This is a genomic window from Rhodococcus sp. IC4_135 (assembly GCF_011602025.1).
GTDB classification, from domain to species: domain Bacteria; phylum Actinomycetota; class Actinomycetes; order Mycobacteriales; family Mycobacteriaceae; genus Rhodococcus_F; species Rhodococcus_F baikonurensis.
This window is the reverse complement of the sequence record NZ_JAAOLG010000006.1, coordinates 278879-295870: the sequence shown is the minus strand read 5'-3', so window position 1 is coordinate 295870 and position 16992 is coordinate 278879. Positions and strand designations below refer to the sequence as shown.

15 protein-coding genes are annotated in these 16992 nt (G+C 60.6%); 12 read left to right on the top strand and 3 right to left on the bottom strand.

Features of this window, described 5'->3' with window-relative positions:
* Nucleotides 1–725: 725 nt before the first annotated feature.
* Nucleotides 726–1322 carry a hypothetical protein gene (locus G8767_RS35825; protein ID WP_235169684.1) on the top strand — a complete coding sequence of 199 codons (597 nt, stop codon included), beginning with the start codon at nucleotides 726–728 and terminating at the stop codon, nucleotides 1320–1322.
* A gap of 97 nt (nucleotides 1323–1419) precedes the next feature.
* Here G8767_RS35825 and G8767_RS14760 read toward each other — a convergent pair whose 3' ends face one another.
* The gene (locus G8767_RS14760) at nucleotides 1420–1710 is read right to left on the bottom strand and encodes a hypothetical protein (protein WP_166810556.1); all 291 of its coding nucleotides are present in this window, start codon (nucleotides 1708–1710) and stop codon (nucleotides 1420–1422) included.
* 49 nt (nucleotides 1711–1759) lie between these two features.
* Here G8767_RS14760 and G8767_RS14755 point away from each other — a divergent pair, with 49 nt between their 5' ends.
* Nucleotides 1760–2278: a DinB family protein gene (locus tag G8767_RS14755; protein WP_124569283.1), complete on the top strand. Its 519-nt coding sequence runs from the start codon at nucleotides 1760–1762 to the stop codon at nucleotides 2276–2278.
* Here G8767_RS14755 and G8767_RS14750 read toward each other — a convergent pair whose 3' ends face one another.
* The gene (locus G8767_RS14750; protein ID WP_166810555.1) at nucleotides 2279–3751 is read right to left on the bottom strand and encodes a mannitol dehydrogenase family protein; all 1473 of its coding nucleotides are present in this window, start codon (nucleotides 3749–3751) and stop codon (nucleotides 2279–2281) included. It lies immediately after the preceding gene.
* Nucleotides 3752–3758: 7 nt separating this feature from the next.
* Nucleotides 3759–4769, bottom strand: coding sequence for an NAD(P)-dependent alcohol dehydrogenase (locus G8767_RS14745; protein ID WP_166810572.1), 1011 nt, complete (start codon nucleotides 4767–4769; stop codon nucleotides 3759–3761).
* A 139-nt stretch (nucleotides 4770–4908) separates the two neighbouring features.
* Between G8767_RS14745 and G8767_RS14740 the strand changes: the two genes are divergently transcribed.
* The 10 genes from G8767_RS14740 (at nucleotide 4909) to G8767_RS14695 (ending at nucleotide 16839) form a co-directional block, all read left to right on the top strand.
* Nucleotides 4909–5907, top strand: a complete 999-nt coding sequence (locus G8767_RS14740) for a sugar-binding transcriptional regulator (RefSeq protein ID WP_124569285.1) — start codon at nucleotides 4909–4911, stop codon at nucleotides 5905–5907.
* Nucleotides 5908–5970: 63 nt separating this feature from the next.
* A complete protein-coding gene (locus tag G8767_RS14735; protein ID WP_346842993.1) occupies nucleotides 5971–7323 on the top strand; it encodes a sugar ABC transporter substrate-binding protein in 1353 nt (450 codons plus the stop codon).
* Nucleotides 7320–8270, top strand: a complete 951-nt coding sequence (locus G8767_RS14730; protein WP_019748978.1) for a sugar ABC transporter permease — start codon at nucleotides 7320–7322, stop codon at nucleotides 8268–8270. Before G8767_RS14735 ends, G8767_RS14730 begins: the two co-directional genes overlap by 4 nt.
* Entirely contained in the window at nucleotides 8270–9136 is an 867-nt protein-coding gene (locus G8767_RS14725) for a carbohydrate ABC transporter permease (RefSeq protein ID WP_003941600.1), read from the top strand. Before G8767_RS14730 ends, G8767_RS14725 begins: the two co-directional genes overlap by 1 nt.
* 27 nt (nucleotides 9137–9163) lie before the next feature.
* A complete protein-coding gene (ugpC, locus tag G8767_RS14720) occupies nucleotides 9164–10258 on the top strand; it encodes a sn-glycerol-3-phosphate ABC transporter ATP-binding protein UgpC (RefSeq protein ID WP_019748976.1) in 1095 nt (364 codons plus the stop codon).
* Nucleotides 10259–10353: 95 nt separating this feature from the next.
* Nucleotides 10354–11271: a carbohydrate kinase gene (locus G8767_RS14715; protein WP_124569287.1), complete on the top strand. Its 918-nt coding sequence runs from the start codon at nucleotides 10354–10356 to the stop codon at nucleotides 11269–11271.
* A gap of 95 nt (nucleotides 11272–11366) precedes the next feature.
* Nucleotides 11367–13583, top strand: a complete 2217-nt coding sequence (locus G8767_RS14710) for an MMPL family transporter (RefSeq protein ID WP_166810554.1) — start codon at nucleotides 11367–11369, stop codon at nucleotides 13581–13583.
* Between the two features lie 18 nt (nucleotides 13584–13601).
* Complete coding sequence (locus tag G8767_RS14705; RefSeq protein ID WP_095969797.1) at nucleotides 13602–14804, top strand: sensor histidine kinase; 1203 nt, start codon at nucleotides 13602–13604, stop codon at nucleotides 14802–14804.
* Nucleotides 14801–15475 (top strand): response regulator transcription factor, encoded by a 675-nt coding sequence (locus tag G8767_RS14700; protein ID WP_095969798.1) that lies wholly within the window; start codon nucleotides 14801–14803, stop codon nucleotides 15473–15475. The genes G8767_RS14705 and G8767_RS14700 overlap by 4 nt, the downstream gene beginning before the upstream one ends.
* Nucleotides 15476–15540: 65 nt before the next feature.
* Complete coding sequence (locus G8767_RS14695; RefSeq protein WP_166810553.1) at nucleotides 15541–16839, top strand: HNH endonuclease signature motif containing protein; 1299 nt, start codon at nucleotides 15541–15543, stop codon at nucleotides 16837–16839.
* Nucleotides 16840–16992 lie beyond the last annotated feature (153 nt).

Here is a 16992-nt window from a genome sequence, read left to right as displayed (position 1 = left end):
GAACCCTGCCCGGTTTTCGCGCCGGCCAAGTCCGCCCGAGATGCCGACCGTATTCTTCATCAACGAACCGGTCTCGGAATCGCAGATCAACTGAACGTCACTGTCTCACTTGACTTGACACATAGCGCTTTAGATGTGCCTACCGGTGTAGGTACAAGGCAGTCGAGCCGTCCCCCCGCGGCTCGGCTGCCACCAACAGGCGGCATCGGGCCCGAATGGCCGCGTTAGAACGGGCGACTGCAAGTTCCGACTCGGGGTTGGATGCGACTCGGGATCGTACGTGTAGCTACAGCTCGGTTGTCCGACGCCACAGGTGTGATCACCGGCCCCATCATGGACAGCCGACTTCAGTCCGAGACTGCGTTCAACGTGAACGATCGAAATCCGTTCGACTGCCGAGCAATACACGCTACGTTTCATCGACGCGTCGACCGGGAGCAGACCGTCGGTACCCACTCAATGCGAGGAATAGAAACGGAAATGGGCCCCGCAAGTGCGGGGCCCATTTCCTTGTCTGAAAAGCGTTGTCGGACGAGGGCTTTCAACGTCGAGGACTTTGTGCTCGGTCTCGTTCAGTTGTTTGATCAGGGTGACGGGAAACATTTCTATGTTCCGATTCCATCCTTGTGTACTTCGGTGGTGACTCGGGCTCGATTGTCGTTTTTCCGTGCTCCGTCAATCGTGGAATCCACAGTCCGCGAGCGCTCAGTAGTTACCTCGATCGGATGCAAAAACCGGGCAATCGGAACAAAACACTTGTCGAAGAGTTACATTTGTTGATAAAGTGTAACGACATGCTGATAGTCAACAGCAACTTCGAGGCCGCATTACCGGACGCCGACGGGCGCCGGGGGATATCGGTGTGCTGTCGATGGGTGGTGACGCCGCTGTGCGCCGCAACACGGATTCGGCGAACTGTGCCGGGTTGGACCCCTGATCCCACGGACCAAAGTAACGGAGAACGTACTGTGACAATCAAGAACTCGATCGCGCCTGGTTTTATGGACGATCACGGAAACAGGCTGTTCAGCAACACGATTCGATCAGCTGAGGGTGAGGCTCTGGTCGAGCGGCTGAATACCATGTTCGAGCAAGCGAACAGGACAGGTCGGGTTGTCGATCAACGAGAACTCTCGACCGTGCTTTATGCGCAGCGATCCGAGGATTCGGCGGGTGACCGGTCGATTTCGGCGCCCGAAAGGTTGCTGCGTGCAACCGAGGGACTCTCCTACGAATCCTTCTCCCTGTTGATCTTGGCGGCCGAACATTTACTGCGTTCCGAAGGGAAATTCGTCGACCCGCTTCCCTCCCACGAGGGTTGACGAGGTCAGTGGGAGCTTCGTCCACAACGACACAGGCTCGCCAGGCGAGCGTCGAGCCAGGTGCGTGTCACGAGAGCCGGTGGCAGCCGATCACGGATCAACACGTACCTCGCGCCGCCGCATGAAGTGAATTGACGACCACTGTCTGCTGTCGCGGTGTGTACATATCCCACATGCTGTCTGAATCAGCGAGAGCCGGTACGTCGTTCCATCCAGGGCTCTGCAGCCGTGCCAACGTCGCTTCCACGGTTCCGAATGCCTCGAGCAATGCATACGCGTCGTCACACGTAAAGGCGAGTTCGCGCGGCTCGGCGTCGCCCACTGCCCCGCCACACGCAGTCAGCGTGAGCGCAAGTGGAATCGCGACACCGAGCATGATTCGCTTCATCGGCCAATCAGAGCAGACCGACTCCGCCCTGGCGGACTATTCTCGATCCATGCCGATCACCCCGGATACAAAGAACTGGACCTGGGTCCTCGAACGCCCCTGCGCCGAGTGCGGGTTCGATTCGTCCACCGTCGCGTTCACGGATGTTCCTGATCTGGTGCGTGGCAACGCCACATCGTGGGTTGAGGTGCTGGAACGCGAGAATGTGACGGAGCGACCGGACAGTGAAACATGGTCAGCGCTGGAGTATTCCGCCCACGTGCGCGACGTGTTCAGGATCTTCAAGGTGCGGTTGGAACAGATGCTCCAATTCGACGATCCGACATTCGAGAACTGGGATCAGGACGCAACAGCTGAGTCCGAGCGGTACAACGACCAAGATCCGGCAACGGTCGCATCGGAGTTGGCGGACGCCGCGGCGGAGGTCGCGAACGCCTTCGAAACCGTGCCGGAGGGCAGCCGCCAACGACGGGGTCTCCGCAGTGACGGATCGGCGTTCACCGTCGAATCGTTGGCGGCATACTTCATTCACGATCCGATCCATCACTTGCACGACGTCTCTGCGTAGTCAGAGCCCGCGTACCTCCTCGAGGGTTCTTCTGGCTCCGACGGAGTGCAACGAGTCGAGCGTCTTTCGGAAGCTTGCGACAAATCGGCGATCGTCCACGAGATCGCCGAACACTTGGCGGTACCCGATGAACGCCAACGGGTCGCTCGACTGCTTCCGGGCGAGCGGCACAAGAGTGTCGGACAGCTGATCGACGACGGTGATGGGATCACCGTTCTCGTCTGTGCCCTCGGCGTAGCGGGCCCAGCTCGCGACTATGGCGGTGGACAGGTTGATCGGTCCGCCAGTGTCGAGTTGGGTCCGGATGACGGGCAACAGCCACTTGGGAATTCGATCGGACGACTCGGCACACAGACGTGCAATCGTGTCGCGGACCTGGGGGTTCGAGAATCTTTCGATGAGGGTCTTCTTGTACTGATCGAGATCGACACCGGGTACCGGATCAAGGGTCGGCGTCGCTTCGAGATTCATGTAGTCGAGCAGGAACCCTGACAAGAGTTCGTCCTGGCACGCCTCGTGGACCAGGCGGTATCCGGCAAGGTAACCGAAGTACGCGATGCCTTGATGGCTGGCATTGAGAAGTCGCAGTTTCATCAGTTCGTAGGGGCGAACATCCGGCACGAGATTGACGCCGGCATTCTCCAGAGGCGGCCGGCCTGAGGTGAACTCGTCCTCGAGGAACCATGCGGTGAACGGCTCGGCCGCGACCGGCCACTGATCGTCCACGCCAAACGTTTCGGCGATCTCTGCGGTCACCTCGGCTGTCGTGACGGGTGTGATCCGGTCGACCATGGAGTTGGGGAAGGCGCCGTTCTCGTCGATCCACTCCGCAAGTTCGGGATCCTTCAGGGCGGCGAAGGCTCCGACGGCCGTCCTCGCGACTGATCCGTTGCCTTCGATGTTGTCGCAACTCATGATCGTGAATGGTGGCAGGCCGCGGTCTCGACGGAGTACGAGGGCAGCGCACATCAAACCGAAGGTGGTGCGGGGGAGCGTTCCCGGCTCGAGATCGTGCACCACATCGGGATTCGACGCGTCGAACTCACCCGTGGTGTGCGAGATGTTGTACCCGCCCTCGGTAATGGTGAGTGAGACGATCTTCGTCGATTCGGCCGCCATCTTCTCGATCACCGCCTCCGGATCGTCCGGAGCGAACAGGTACTCGACGATCGATCCGATGACCCGGCCCTCGAGGGTTCCGTCCGCATGCTTGAGCGCCAGTGTGTAGAGGCCGTCCTGCGCGCGGAGTGCGTCTTTCATTCGCTTGTCCGACGGCATCACTCCCACTCCGCAGATTCCCCAGTCGAAGCCCTCACCGCGTCGCAGGAGATTATCGATGTACATGGCCTGGTGTGCGCGGTGAAAGCCTCCGACCCCGAAATGCACTATGCCGGTGGTGACTTTGCTCCGGTCGTAGTTCGGCACTTCGAGTGCAGCATCGAAGTCGAGCAAGGTCTTCGTGTTGAGTTCCATGAAAGTTCTAGTCTCCTTCGGCGACGATGACTACGGCTTTGATGCTGCCGGGAATGCGATCGGCCACCAGGGCCTCTTGCGACTGTTCGAGTGAAAAGCGCGCTGTGACCATCGAATCCAGGTCGACGCGCCCGGCAGCGACCAGTGCGGCGGCGATCGGCCATGTGTTGGCGTATCGGAACACTCCGGTCAGCACCAGTTCGCGATTCTGAATGATCGGGACCGGCAACGGTATCTCGTCGGCACCCATCCCGACCAGAACGACGGTCCCAGCGGGCCGAACTGCGTGAATCCCGTCGATCACGGCGGCCGTGGCACCCGAGGCGTCGATGAAGGCGTCGACGGCCAGCGAGCGTACGTCGCTTTCGCGGGGGTCCACGACGGTTGTTGCGCCGAATTTCAGTGCCACATCACGCCGGGCCGCATCGATGTCCGAGACGATGACCTCCGTCGCGCCGAATGCCTTGGCCACCTGCGTCGTCACGATCCCCACCGGGCCGGCGCCGGCGATCAACACACGAGAGCCTGCCGTGATTCCCGCCTTCTGGGCTGAGGCAATCCCCACGGAGAGTGGCTCGAACAGCGCAGCTGCCTCGTAGGACACGGAATCTGCGATGGGATGGGCGAAATCGGCACCGATTGTGACGTAGTCGGTCAGTGCTCCGTCGATCGGCGGCGTCGCGAAGAACTCCATATGGGGGCAGAGGTTGTATCTGCCTGCCTTGGATTCGGGGCTTGTCGGATCAGGTTTCTGAGGCTCGATGGACACGCGTTGCCCGATGCGTCCCGGGTCGACGCCGACGCCGACTGCGGCGATGCGTCCCGATGCCTCATGTCCGAGAACAAGGGGCGCGTTGACCACGTAAGGGCCGATGCGACCTTCACGAAAGTAGTGCGCGTCCGACCCGCACACGCCCACGGCATGGATGCGAACGAGGACTTCGCCGGCCTTCGGGGACGGTCGTGGTCTCTCGACCATCTGCATCTTTCCGGTTTCGACGAGGACGTTTGCCCGAATTGTCGCAGGTAGATCGATGGATTCTCCGGAAACTGTTGTGTGTGTCACAACCTAGATGTTAGCTTAATGAGCATAAGAACATCTAGTGAGCATTTGCTCACGATCGAGAAACTTTGAACCCGATGCACAAGGAGACCGCGTGAACCAGTCGGCTCAGCCCGCAGGACTCAAGTCGTCGAAGTTGCCTGCTTCCGAGGATGTGCGGCTCGCGTTGCGAGCGGCGACCATGTATCACCTCGAAGGCGCTACTCAGGCGGAGATCGCAGCGAAGTTGGGTGTCTCGCGGCCTACGGCCGGGCGACTGTTGGCCAGGGCGCGGACCCAAGGTTTGGTCAGGGTCGAGATTTTGGTACCGCCCGAGCTCGAAGGTTCGGTGAACACGGAGTTGGAATCGAAGCTGGAGAAGCACTTCGGGTTGGCCGAAGTGTTGATTGTGCCCGAAGCGAATTCGGACTCGGACGATCCGGACTTCGACGCGCTCGGCCGACGAGCAGCGGAAGTTCTGGTTCGTCGTCTGCAGCCATCGAGTGTTCTCGGGTTCACCTGGGGCCCGGAAACCGTTGCGGTTGCAGGATCTTTGCCAGACAAGGCGGCGAAGTGCTCGGCTGTGGTACAACTTGACGGCTCCATGACGGTGACCGACTACCAAACCGGTGTCGACTTCACTATCGGCCGATGTGCACAACAGTTGCAGGCCAATCCTATTCGCCTCAATGCTCCGCTGTATGCCGACCCGGCGACTGTGGAGTCGATGCGAAACGACTCGGTCATCTCGAAGGCGCTGAAAGCTGGATCTGATTCCGACATCATGGTTTTCGGAGTCGGTGCCGTATCGACTGCCACGACCTTGTTTGCCGGTAGCTTCGTCGACTCGACCATGCTGGACGAGTTGGAAAGTCGAGGCGCTGTCGGTGAAATCGGCGGCCGTTTCTACACGATCGACGGCAATCCAGTGGAGGGGCCACTGCCTGAGCGAACGGTCTCCGTATCGCTCGACGCAGTGAAATCCTGCGATCAGACGATTCTGATTTCGGGGGGAACACACAAACGCCAGGCCGTTCTGGGCGCATTGCGCGGAGGTTTGGCAAACGTACTCGTCACCGACGTCGAGTGCGCCCAGTGGCTGCTCGAAGGCTAGCAATCTCACGAGTTTCGCTGTCCGAGCGCGCGACTGACACGCAAGTGTGAAGGAAGGTAATCCGTGAAAACAGGAAGACGAGTGTGGGGCGCTGCCGCGGCGGCGCTCTGCCTCCTGGTGTCGGGATGTGCGGGCGCTGGTGCGCTCGGTGGTTCCGGCGAACGAACAGTCACCATCGCGATGGTGTCGAACTCGCAGATGCAGGACGCCATCAAACTGGCGCCGGCTTTCGAAGCCGAGAACCCTGGCATCGACCTCAAATTCGTCAGCCTTTCCGAGAACCAGGCGCGCGCCAAGATCACGGCGTCGACGGCAACCGGCGGCGGTGAGTTCGACGTCGTGATGATCAGCAACTACGAGACACCTCAGTGGGCCGCCAACGGTTGGCTCACGAACCTGTCCGAGTATGCAGACAAGACGCCCGGTTACGACGAGGACGACTTCATACCGTCGATCAAGACTTCTCTGTCGTACGAGGACAGTATGTACGCGGTCCCGTTCTACGGGGAGTCGTCGTTCCTGATGTACCGCAAGGATCTGTTCGATCAGGCGGGGATAACAGTTCCCGAAGACCCGACGTGGCAAGAAGTTGCAGGTTGGGCAGCGCAATTCGACAACCCAGACGCCAAGATGGCGGGAATCTGCTTGCGTGGAAAGCCTGGCTGGGGTGAGGTACTCGCACCGCTGAACACCGTGATCAACACCTTCGGCGGACGCTGGTACGACGAAAATTGGAATGCGCAGTTGACCAGTCCGCAGGTCGAGGATGCGGTCCAGTTCTACGTGGATACTGTCAAGGAGCACGGTCAGCCGGGTCCTGCCACAAGCGGATTCGGTGAATGTGCAACACAATTCGCGCAAGGGAACACGGCGATGTGGTACGACGCGACTTCGGCTGTGTCGGTTCTCGAGGACCCTGCGTCGTCGAAGGTAGTCGGCAACATCGGATACGCGAAGGCGCCGAAGGTCGAGAAGTCGGATCCTGGTTGGCTCTACACCTGGGCGCTCGGAATCCCGGAGTCGGCACAGAACAAAGACGACGCCTGGAAGTTCATTTCCTGGATGACGAACAAGGACTACATCCAGAAGGTCGGAACCGAACTCGGCTGGTCGAGAGTTCCTCCGGGAAGTCGCCTTTCGACCTACGAGATTCCGGAGTATCAAGAGGCCGCACAGGCATTCGGTCCGATCACCCTCGAATCGATCAACAATGCAGATCCGAAAAACCCGACAGTGCAACCGGTTCCGTACACCGGCGTCCAGTTCCTCACCATCCCTGAGTTTCAGGACCTCGGCACTCGCGTCAGCCAGCAGATCAGTGCTGCCATCGCGGGTCAGAAGAGCGTGAAAGAAGCACTCGAACAATCCCAGCAGTATGCCGAGGTGGTCGGCAAGACCTATCAGGAGAACCGATGACTACGGTTGCCGAACCCAGAACCACGGTGGACGACGCGCCACCGGTCCGTGTCGAAAAAAAGATCTCCCGCGCCGAGGGTTGGCGTCGTAGAGGTCCCCTGTTGCCGGCGTTGATCTTCTCGATCGTCGTCACCCAGATTCCGTTTCTGTTCACCCTCTACTACTCGACGCAGTCGTGGAACCTTGTCCGTCCGGGATCGCGGCACTTCAACGGGTTCGACAACTACATCGAGGTTTTCAAGGACAGTCAGTTTCGGGAAGTCGCGGTCAACACGGTCATCATGATCGTGGGTACGGTCATCGTTTCGGTGATCCTCGGACTCGCGTTGGCACTGCTACTCGACAGAGCCTTCCTCGGTCGCGGGATCGTGCGGACACTGCTGATCACGCCATTTCTCATCACCCCCGTCGCTGGCGCATTGCTCTGGAAGACAACAATGTTCGACCCGGTATTCGGTATCGTGAACTTCGTCCTCCAGCCTTTCGGTGTCGGCCAGGTCGACTGGGTCAGCAAGTTTCCGCTCGCCGCCGTCATGATCAATCTGATCTGGCAGTGGACGCCCTTCATGATGCTGCTCATTCTGGCCGGTTTGCAGTCCATGCCCCGAGACATTCTCGAAGCCGCACGGGTGGACGGAGCCAAGCCGTTTGCGATGTTCCGCGAACTGACGTTGCCGCACCTGCGCCGCTTCATCGAACTCGGTGCAGTTCTCGGTGCGATTTACCTCGTGAACACCTTTGACGCGGTGTACATGATGACCTCGGGTGGGCCCGGCGTGGCCAGCTCGAACCTGCCGTTCTACATCTACCAGCGCGCGTTCCTCGGCTTCGACGTAGGTCAAGCTGCGGCGATGGGTGTCGTGACAGTGATCGCGACCATCATCGTGTCGACACTTGCGCTCCGATTGATCTTCAAGAGCTTCACCGGCAACGAGGAGGCGGCGTGATGACTGCCGTAGAGACGACAAGCGCGACGGCCGACAAGCCCGTCGTCAAGAAAAAGAAGAGCAGCAAGTTCAGTCCGTGGTCCGTTGTGGCGTGGATCGCCGCTCTCGGGTTCTTCTTCCCGGTCTTCTGGATGGTCCTGACCGCGTTCAAGACCGAGGCAGACGCCTACACGGATCCGCCGAAGCTGTTCTTCACTCCCACCCTCGAACAATTCCGTGCCGTCCTCGACTCCGGTCTCGGCACGACGTTGGCAAACTCTGCATTTGCAACGGCCATGTCGACGATTCTTGTTCTGCTACTCGGTGTTCCGGCTGCGTTTGCATTGTCGCTTCGCCCGGTTGCCAAGACTCAGGATGTTCTGTTCTTCTTCATCAGCACCAAGATGCTCCCAGTCGTCGCCGCAATCGTGCCGCTGTACGTGATCGTCAACGACATCGGATTGCTCGACAACATCTGGGCGCTGGTCATCTTGTACACATCGATGAATCTGCCGATCGCAGTGTGGATGATGCGTTCGTTCTTTCTCGAAGTCCCCGGAGAACTTCTCGAAGCCGCCAGCATGGACGGCGCGAGTTTGTGGACTTCCGTTCGCGAGGTGATACTCCCGCTGATCTCGCCCGGAATTGCTGCGACTGCGCTGATCTGCGTGATCTTCTCGTGGAACGAATTCTTCTTCGCAGTCAATCTGACAGCTGTTCAAGCGCAGACGATTCCGGTCTTCCTGGTCGGGTTCATCACGGGCGAGGGCCTGTACTGGGCTCGGCTCTCCGCGGCAGCGACCATGGCGGCATTGCCCGTCATCCTGGCCGGTTGGTTCGCCCAGAACAAACTGGTGCGTGGCCTGTCCTTCGGTGCAATCAAGTAATTCTCCTCACCCTCTCAGGAGTTCGTCATGGCTGAAATCTCGTACCAGAAAGCGTCTTGCATCTACGAAGGTGCTGGGACCCTCGCTGTCGATTCACTCGATCTTGATATCAAGGACGGCGAGTTCATCGTGCTCGTCGGTCCGTCAGGTTCCGGAAAGTCCACGGCCTTGCGCATGTTGGCAGGGCTCGAGGACATCGATTCCGGGGCGATCACCATTAACGGTAAGGACATGACCGATGTCCCGTCGAAGGATCGCGACATCGCAATGGTCTTTCAGAACTATGCGCTGTACCCCAACAAAACCGTCGGCGAAAACATGGGGTTTGCGTTGAAGATGCGCGGTGTGCCCGTCGAGGAGCGTAAGAAGAAAGTTGCCGAAGCGGCCAAACTGCTTGACCTGACGGAGTATCTCGACCGCAAGCCGGCCAAGCTTTCCGGTGGTCAACGGCAACGAGTTGCCATGGGCCGCGCCATCGTTCGCGAACCACAGGTGTTCTGCATGGACGAGCCGCTCTCCAACCTCGACGCAAAGCTACGTGTGCAGACCCGAACGCAGATCGCAGCGTTGCAGCGTCGTCTCGGAACCACCACCGTCTACGTCACGCACGATCAGGTGGAAGCGATGACGATGGGTGACCGCGTGGCAGTGCTCAAGGGCGGGAAGTTGCAACAATTCGCTTCTCCCACAGAACTTTACGATCGGCCGGCCAATGCGTTTGTTGCAGGCTTCATCGGATCTCCAGGGATGAACTTGGTAACGGCGCCGGTCAGTTCGGGTGGGGTGCGTTTCGGTGACGTCGAGGTTCCGCTGGACCGCGAGCAGATGGCGGCAATCGCCGCGGCCGGTCTGGCCTCGGTCACAGTGGGAATTCGGCCCGAGCAATTCCAGGTGGTCGCTGCCGGAGACGGAATCGCAGCTCAGATCGACCTGGTAGAGGAACTGGGTAACGAGTCGTACATCTACGCACACGTGCCTGGTACCGAAGCCGACCCGATTTCGCTCGTTGCCCGCACCGGCGGGCGATCGAAGTTGCAGTACGGCCAGACGCTGGGCTTCGAGCGGGTGGACGGTCCTGTTCACCTCTTCGACCCGACTACGGGTGAGCGCGTGGGTAGCTGAATCCCACCACAATCGTGACCTGCTCGGCACCCGAACTCGTTCGTACCGAGCAGGTCACATCCATCTTCGACTGGTGAGAAGGTTAGGGTCTACCGATGAGTGATACACGCGAACGATCCGTCGTGGTGTGTGGTGAGGGACTGGTCGATCTGGTTCCGGTGGGGGAGAACTTCTCACCTAAGTTGGGCGGTGGACCGTTCAACGTTGCGATCGCACTGGGGCGACTGGGATCCGACGTGGGATTCGTCTCGCGCTTGTCCCTCGACGCGTTCGGAGATCGGATGATCGACTCGCTGGCCGCGTCGAATGTCGACACAACCGGAGTCGAGCGTGGGCCAGAGCCGACAACTCTGGCCGTCGTGAACCTTGCAGCGGACGGAGGTGCGCGGTATTCCTTTTACCTCGAGGGAACGGCGGATCGACAGTTCGCGCTGCCGAAACTTCCCTCTGCTCGGGCGTTCTCGTTCGGGACGCTGTCGCTGGTGCTCGAGCCCGGGGCCTCCGCTTACGAAGCGATGCTGCACGAAGCGCACTCTCGCGGTCGACTCACCATGGTGGACCCCAACATTCGTCCGGCGGTGATCTCCGACCCGGACGCATATCGACGACGGTTTCGATCGTGGTTGCCCGCCATCGATATTCTCAAAGTGAGCGACGACGACGCGAAGTGGTTGGGTTCGGTCGACGGCGCCGAGTGGCTCGACGAAGGCGTCGGCGCCGTCCTACTCACCCGTGGCGGCGATGGATTGAGGTTGATCACCAAGGAACTCGATGTTTCGGTTCCGGCGCCCGCGGTCGACGTCGCGGACACGATCGGTGCGGGCGATACGGTACATGGAGCCCTGTTGGCCTATCTCGATCGTCACGACGCACTCGACGCCGCCGTTGTGCGTGGGTTCTCCGAGGCAGATTGGTCGGCCGCATTGACCTTTGCGGCACGTGCGGCAGCCGTTACTGTGTCACGACCCGGGGCGGATCCGCCGTGGTCAAGGGAGTTGGGCCTGCCCGTCTAGCCCTGGGGACCACCGCCCTACTGCGAGCGCAGTACGTCGAACTGCCTACCTGTGCACGATGTGCGACGGGCCCGTGTATCGGCACAGTGATACGCATGTCGATATTCCTGTACAAACTCTCGCGATTCGCGTTCCGTCGCCGCTGGGCAATGGTGGGCTTCTGGGTCGTCCTGCTGGTGGCGGGTGGAGTAGGCGCAGCAACGCTGTCCGGCCCGACCGTCAATACATTGTCGATTCCGGGAACCGAATCGCAAGCTGCGCAAGACCTTCTGGCTGAACGGTTCCCGGAATCGTCCACTGGTGGAGCCAGTGCTCGCATCGTCTTCGAATCTCCCGCGGGCACAACGCTCGCCGATCCGGCCATTCAACGATCTGTCGGTGAATTGGTCTCTGTGCTCGGGAAGGACCCCGAGGTTGCAGCGGTGTCGGATCCGTATGCCTCCGGCGGTGTGTCGCCGACTGGGACGATCGGATACATGCAGGTCTCCTATACTGCCGACTCGATGGACTTGCCGGACAGTTCGAAGGAACTTCTCGAGTCTGCTGTCCATGACGCCTCGGATTCAGGACTGGCAGTCGATGTTGCCGGCAACGTGCTGATGGAAAGCAGCGCCGAATCCATGGGAGAGGTGATCGGAGTCGCGATCGCCGCGGTGGTGCTGACGGTCACCTTCGGTTCGTTGGTGGCGGCAGGGCTTCCGTTGATCAGCGCGCTCATCGGTATCGGTATCGCGATCTGCACGATCACCATCGCAACGGGCTTCATCGAATTGGGTTCGAGCACAACCGTCCTGGCAATGATGCTGGGGTTGGCAGTAGCGATCGACTACTCGCTGTTCATCGTCTCGCGTTACCGCGCGGAACTACGTGACGGGCACGATCCCGAAATCGCAGCGGGCCGTGCAGCCGGGACAGCGGGTTCGGCAGTAGTATTCGCGGGATTGACCGTGCTCATCGCCTTGGCGGGATTGTTCGTCGTGAATATCCCGTTCCTGACGAGCATGGGTCTGGCTGCAGCGTTCGCAGTTGCTGTTGCAGTGGTCATTTCACTGACTCTGCTACCGGCCACGCTGGGTTTTGCAGGATCGCGCGTTCTGAGTCGCTCCGACCGTCGATTGCTTGCATCCGGTGGGGAGTTGACGCATCGCAAAACGAAAGAGGGCGCAGGATCGCGATGGGCCAAGTTCGTGATCCGGCGTCGAGTTCCGGTTTTGCTCGCGTCGGTCCTCGGGCTGGGATTGCTGGCAATCCCCACCTTCGGCATCAACCTGAGCCTGGCGAGCCCACCTGTCCCCGATACCACTGCGGCCCGAGCCACCGACCGACTTTCCGAGGGATTCGGTGCCGGGTTCAGTGGTCCACTCATGGTGGTCGTCGACGTTGCCGACGCTGCGGATCCGGCATCGGCATTGAGTGGGGCCCAGGAAAAACTCGGTGCTCTGCCCGACATAGCAGCAGTGACGCCGCCGGCACTCAATCAGGCCGGTGACACAGCAGTCATCACGGTGGTTCCGTCGAGCGGCCCCGAAACCGAGGCAACAAAGGCGCTCGTCGCAGATATACGTGAGGTTGCCGGATCGCTGACGGACGAGACCGGGGCCACGATGTCGGTCACCGGGCAGACAGCGTTGACGATCGACGTATCGGACCGTCTTGCCGATGCCCTCGTTCCCTACCTCGCATTGGTCGTCGGCCTCGCCTTCGTTCTCCTCATGTTGGTGTTCCGCTCGATCTTGGTACCGCTCAAGGCAACTCTCGGATTTCTGCTCTCCATCGGCGCGACGTTCGGTGTGCTGGTTGCCATCTTCCAGTGGGGCTGGTTCGCCGGCATTCTCGGAATCGAAGGTCAAACCGGGTCAGTTGTCGCGATGTTGCCCATCTTCATGATCGGCATCGTCTTCGGGTTGGCGATGGACTACCAGGTGTTCCTGGTGACCAGAATGCGTGAAGCGTTCGTCCACGGTGACGGACCGGACGAAGCAGTCGTGAAGGGCTTCGACCAGGGCGCCCGAGTGGTCACGGCCGCCGCGCTGATCATGATCGCCGTTTTCGCAGGTTTCATCTTCGGTGGCGACGCCTTCATCATGCAGATCGGACTCGGGCTCTCGTTCGCGGTTCTGTTCGACGCCTTCGTGATTCGTATGACCGTCGTGCCCGCCGTCATGTCGCTGTTGGGCTCGAAGGCATGGTGGTTCCCCGCCTGGCTGGACCGGTTGGTCCCGAACGTGGATGTCGAGGGGGAGCAGTTGACTGCGCTGCTCGCTGATTCGAGGGAATCCAGTGAGCCCACGAGCGACAAGCTGTCGGTGTGACCCGGATACGGTAGATCGATGACTTCGACATCGACGTGGGGTCGATGGTGTGCGGAACACCCGCGCACCATCGACTTGGCACTGACGATTCTCGTGCTCCTTGCCACGTGGACGGCGCACCGCATCGCGCTCGATGGCAATGACACCCGCGAAGTAACAGTTGTAGGAGTCCTTGTAACAGCGATCGCAGCGGCAACCATCGTGTTCCGCAGGCGCTATCCGTTCTCGGCGCTGGCGGTGGCAGTACTCCTCGGCGTGTTGATGATTGCACTGTCAGCGCCGCCGAATGCCGGTACAGGTTCCGCAGCGATGGTGTGCCTCTATTACGTTGCCAGCACGAGTGACCGCCGGAGGACCTTTTTCGCAGCGGCGAGCACCGTCAGCTCGCTGATGCTCGTCACGATCTTCCTGGGAGTCGGGAACAATCTCCTGCAGGAGGCCCTGGGGCTGTTGGCTTGGTTGTTGATGGCGAGTTTTGCCGGCGCCGAGGTCCGTTCTCGCCGCGCCTATCTGGAGTCCGTCGAGGCGCGCGCGGTGCAAGCGGAAAGAATGCGCGAGGACGAGGCTCGACATCGTGTCGTGGAAGAAAGGATGCGGATTGCGCGGGACCTGCACGATGTTGTCGCGCACCACATTGCCTTGGTCAACCTGCAAGTCGGGGTCGCGTCGCACTTGATCGGGAAAGACCCGGAGAAGGCGACGACTGCACTACGCGGCGTGGAGGAAACGTCCAAGGCGGCACTCGACGAAATTCGGGCTACGGTTGGAGTTCTCCGTGATGCTCAGGACAGCGATCGCTCGATGAAGCCGGCCCCAGGGCTGTCGGATCTACCGGCGCTGGTGGATCAATTCGTCAGTGCAGGAATGGAAATCGACGTGCGCGCTGTGGGTTCGCTGCGCCCTCTCGGGCCTGCGGTAGACCTCACGGCGTACCGAATCATCCAGGAAGCACTCGTGAATGCGAGCAAGCACGCGCTGCCCGGTGCCGTCACCGTGACGTTGTCGTACGAAGCCGAGGTTCTGGTCCTGACGGTCGAAAACGCCGGAACGGCAGTGCCTTCGACTTCGCCACCCGGGTACGGACTGCTGGGAATGAAGGAGAGGGCGCAAGCGATGGGAGGCGAGGTTTCGGCAGGATTCCGCGCGGACGGGGGATTTCGTGTGGACGCCCAACTACCGCTTGTCTCGGTGTCAAGCGGTTCGGAGCGTGAGGAGTCGTGAGTATTCGGGTGGTGGTGGCAGACGATCAGGCACTCTTCCGTCAAACGCTTGCGCTGCTGATCGGTTCGGAAGACGACATGGAGGTGGTCGCCGAGGCAGCAGACGGAGAGCAGGCATTCCAGGCGGCGCTCGCGCACCGACCCGACGTCGTACTGATGGACATTCGCATGCCGGGCACCAGCGGCGTCGAAGCAACGGCAATGATTGCCGATCATCCGGATCTCTCCGACGTACATGTGTTGATCCTGACGACCTTCGAAGTGGACGAGCATGTGGCACAGGCGATTCGGGCGGGAGCCAGCGGGTTCATCGGCAAAGGAATCCGGGCTGAAGACCTGCTCGATGCCGTGCGGACGGTCGCGAGTGGGAACTCCTTGTTGTCGCCGATTGCGACCAGTGCGTTGATTTCTCGATTCCTTTCCACCCCGTCGCGGGCCGACTCGACGTCTGGGATTTTCGGTCAATTGACCCCACGTGAACTCGAAGTGGTAACTCTCGTTGCCCTGGGGATGTCCAACGACGAAATCGCCGCGGAGTTGGTGATCAGCGCTGTCACCGCAAAAACGCACGTGAACCGGGCGATGACAAAACTGGATGTCCGTGACCGCGCGCAACTGGTGGTTCTGGCCTATCAATGCGGTTTGGTCGTTCCGGGACGTTCGGTGGATTGACTCGAGAAACTCTTGACTCGAACGGGTGTTCGAGTACCCTGTGATTCAGGGGATCGGGGGGTTCAATGAGTGTCTTGTTGTCGGATGTGGTGGCTGGTTCTGCGGTGGGGTTGCGTGGACGTCTGTGGCAGTTGACGGCTGCTGAGTTGCGGGCTGCTGCGGTGTCGGCGAGTGCGGAGATTCTGCGTCTCGAGGCTGTTCGGGTGGCGGTGGTGGACGAGTTGTCGGTGCGTCCCGATGATCAGGTGATCGCCAGCCGCGGAGTCGGTGCGTGGTTGGCGTCGAACACGATGCTGCAGGTTCGGGACGGGAAGAAGATCGCCGCGTTGGGTGCTGCGCTGCGGCCGTTTCCGGCAGTGGCGGCTCGGTTCGATTGCGGGGATTGCTCGTTCGAGCACGCCGCGTTGATCGTGGCGTTCTGCGAGTCACCACCGAAGGGAATGCCGGACGAAGCGCTACCGAAGTGCATCGACTTGTTGTTGGCTGCCGCGTCCGGTGTGGAGGCGACGACGACGAAGGTGCGGAACGTCATCGCGACGTTGGAGCGAATCTTCGAATCCGATGAAATTCCGCCCGCCGAAGATATCGACCGCAACGAGTTGAGGATCGCGTCGACGTTGAATGGTCGAGTGGTGGTGCGCGGGGATTTCGATGCCCTCACCGGCGAAATGCTGCTGTCGGCGTTGTCGAATCTGACGATGCCCACCCCGGCACCCGATGGAACCCCGGATGCCCGGTCGGCGGCGAAGCGGACCGCGGACGGGTTCACCGAACTGATCCGCCGCTACCTGGACTGCGCCAAGACCGGCACCGACGGTGGTCAGCGGCCGCACGTGAACGTGCACATCAATGCCCGTGATCTGGCTGAGCACCGGGACTGCGCCGCGACACCCACTGATGGTGGTGGGTCTGTGTCGGATCTCGATGTAGGCCACATGCCCTGGCTCGGACCACTGTCGATCTCGCAAACCAGGCTTCTCGGGTGCGACTGCTTCCTGTCAACCGTTCTGCTCGATGATCACGGAGCGCCGCTCGATGCGAAACCAGGGAAACGATTGGTCACCGCCGAACAACGCGTCGCGCTGATCGCGAGAGACAAAGGCTGCGCGTTCCCCGACTGTACGTGTGTGCCGGCGTGGACGGATGCGCACCATATCCGGCACTGGGCCAACGGCGGCCCGACGGTGATGAACAACCTGGTCCTGCTGTGCCGTTCACATCACCGGTTGATGCACCGAAAAACGGGGTTCGTCGGAAAATGGGAAATCCGGATCGGCATCGACAACAAACCCTGGTTCATCCCACCGCCCTCGATCGACCCGCAGCGGCACCCGCGGCCGGCGAACACCACCTTCACAACCTGAGGACGAACCTCAGGCACAACAGAACACGGCCAGGCTCCGCGTCCGACTTATCTGTTGGAGGCGGAGCCCAGGGAGCGTGCCTTCGTTGGGGATTGCTTTCAGTGGGGCTGTGCTTTCCGGGGTGCCGTGCTTTCGGAGGTGCCGTGCTTTCGG

Coding starts and splice junctions, on each gene's coding strand:
- G8767_RS35825 (WP_235169684.1), top strand. CDS start 726: ATGCAAAAACCGGGCAATCGGAACAAAACACTTGTCGAAGAGTTACAT.
- G8767_RS14760 (WP_166810556.1), bottom strand. CDS start 1,710: ATGAAGCGAATCATGCTCGGTGTCGCGATTCCACTTGCGCTCACGCTG.
- G8767_RS14755 (WP_124569283.1), top strand. CDS start 1,760: ATGCCGATCACCCCGGATACAAAGAACTGGACCTGGGTCCTCGAACGC.
- G8767_RS14750 (WP_166810555.1), bottom strand. CDS start 3,751: ATGGAACTCAACACGAAGACCTTGCTCGACTTCGATGCTGCACTCGAA.
- G8767_RS14730 (WP_019748978.1), top strand. CDS start 7,320: ATGACTACGGTTGCCGAACCCAGAACCACGGTGGACGACGCGCCACCG.
- G8767_RS14725 (WP_003941600.1), top strand. CDS start 8,270: ATGACTGCCGTAGAGACGACAAGCGCGACGGCCGACAAGCCCGTCGTC.
- ugpC (WP_019748976.1), top strand. CDS start 9,164: ATGGCTGAAATCTCGTACCAGAAAGCGTCTTGCATCTACGAAGGTGCT.
- G8767_RS14715 (WP_124569287.1), top strand. CDS start 10,354: ATGAGTGATACACGCGAACGATCCGTCGTGGTGTGTGGTGAGGGACTG.
- G8767_RS14710 (WP_166810554.1), top strand. CDS start 11,367: ATGTCGATATTCCTGTACAAACTCTCGCGATTCGCGTTCCGTCGCCGC.
- G8767_RS14705 (WP_095969797.1), top strand. CDS start 13,602: ATGACTTCGACATCGACGTGGGGTCGATGGTGTGCGGAACACCCGCGC.
- G8767_RS14695 (WP_166810553.1), top strand. CDS start 15,541: ATGAGTGTCTTGTTGTCGGATGTGGTGGCTGGTTCTGCGGTGGGGTTG.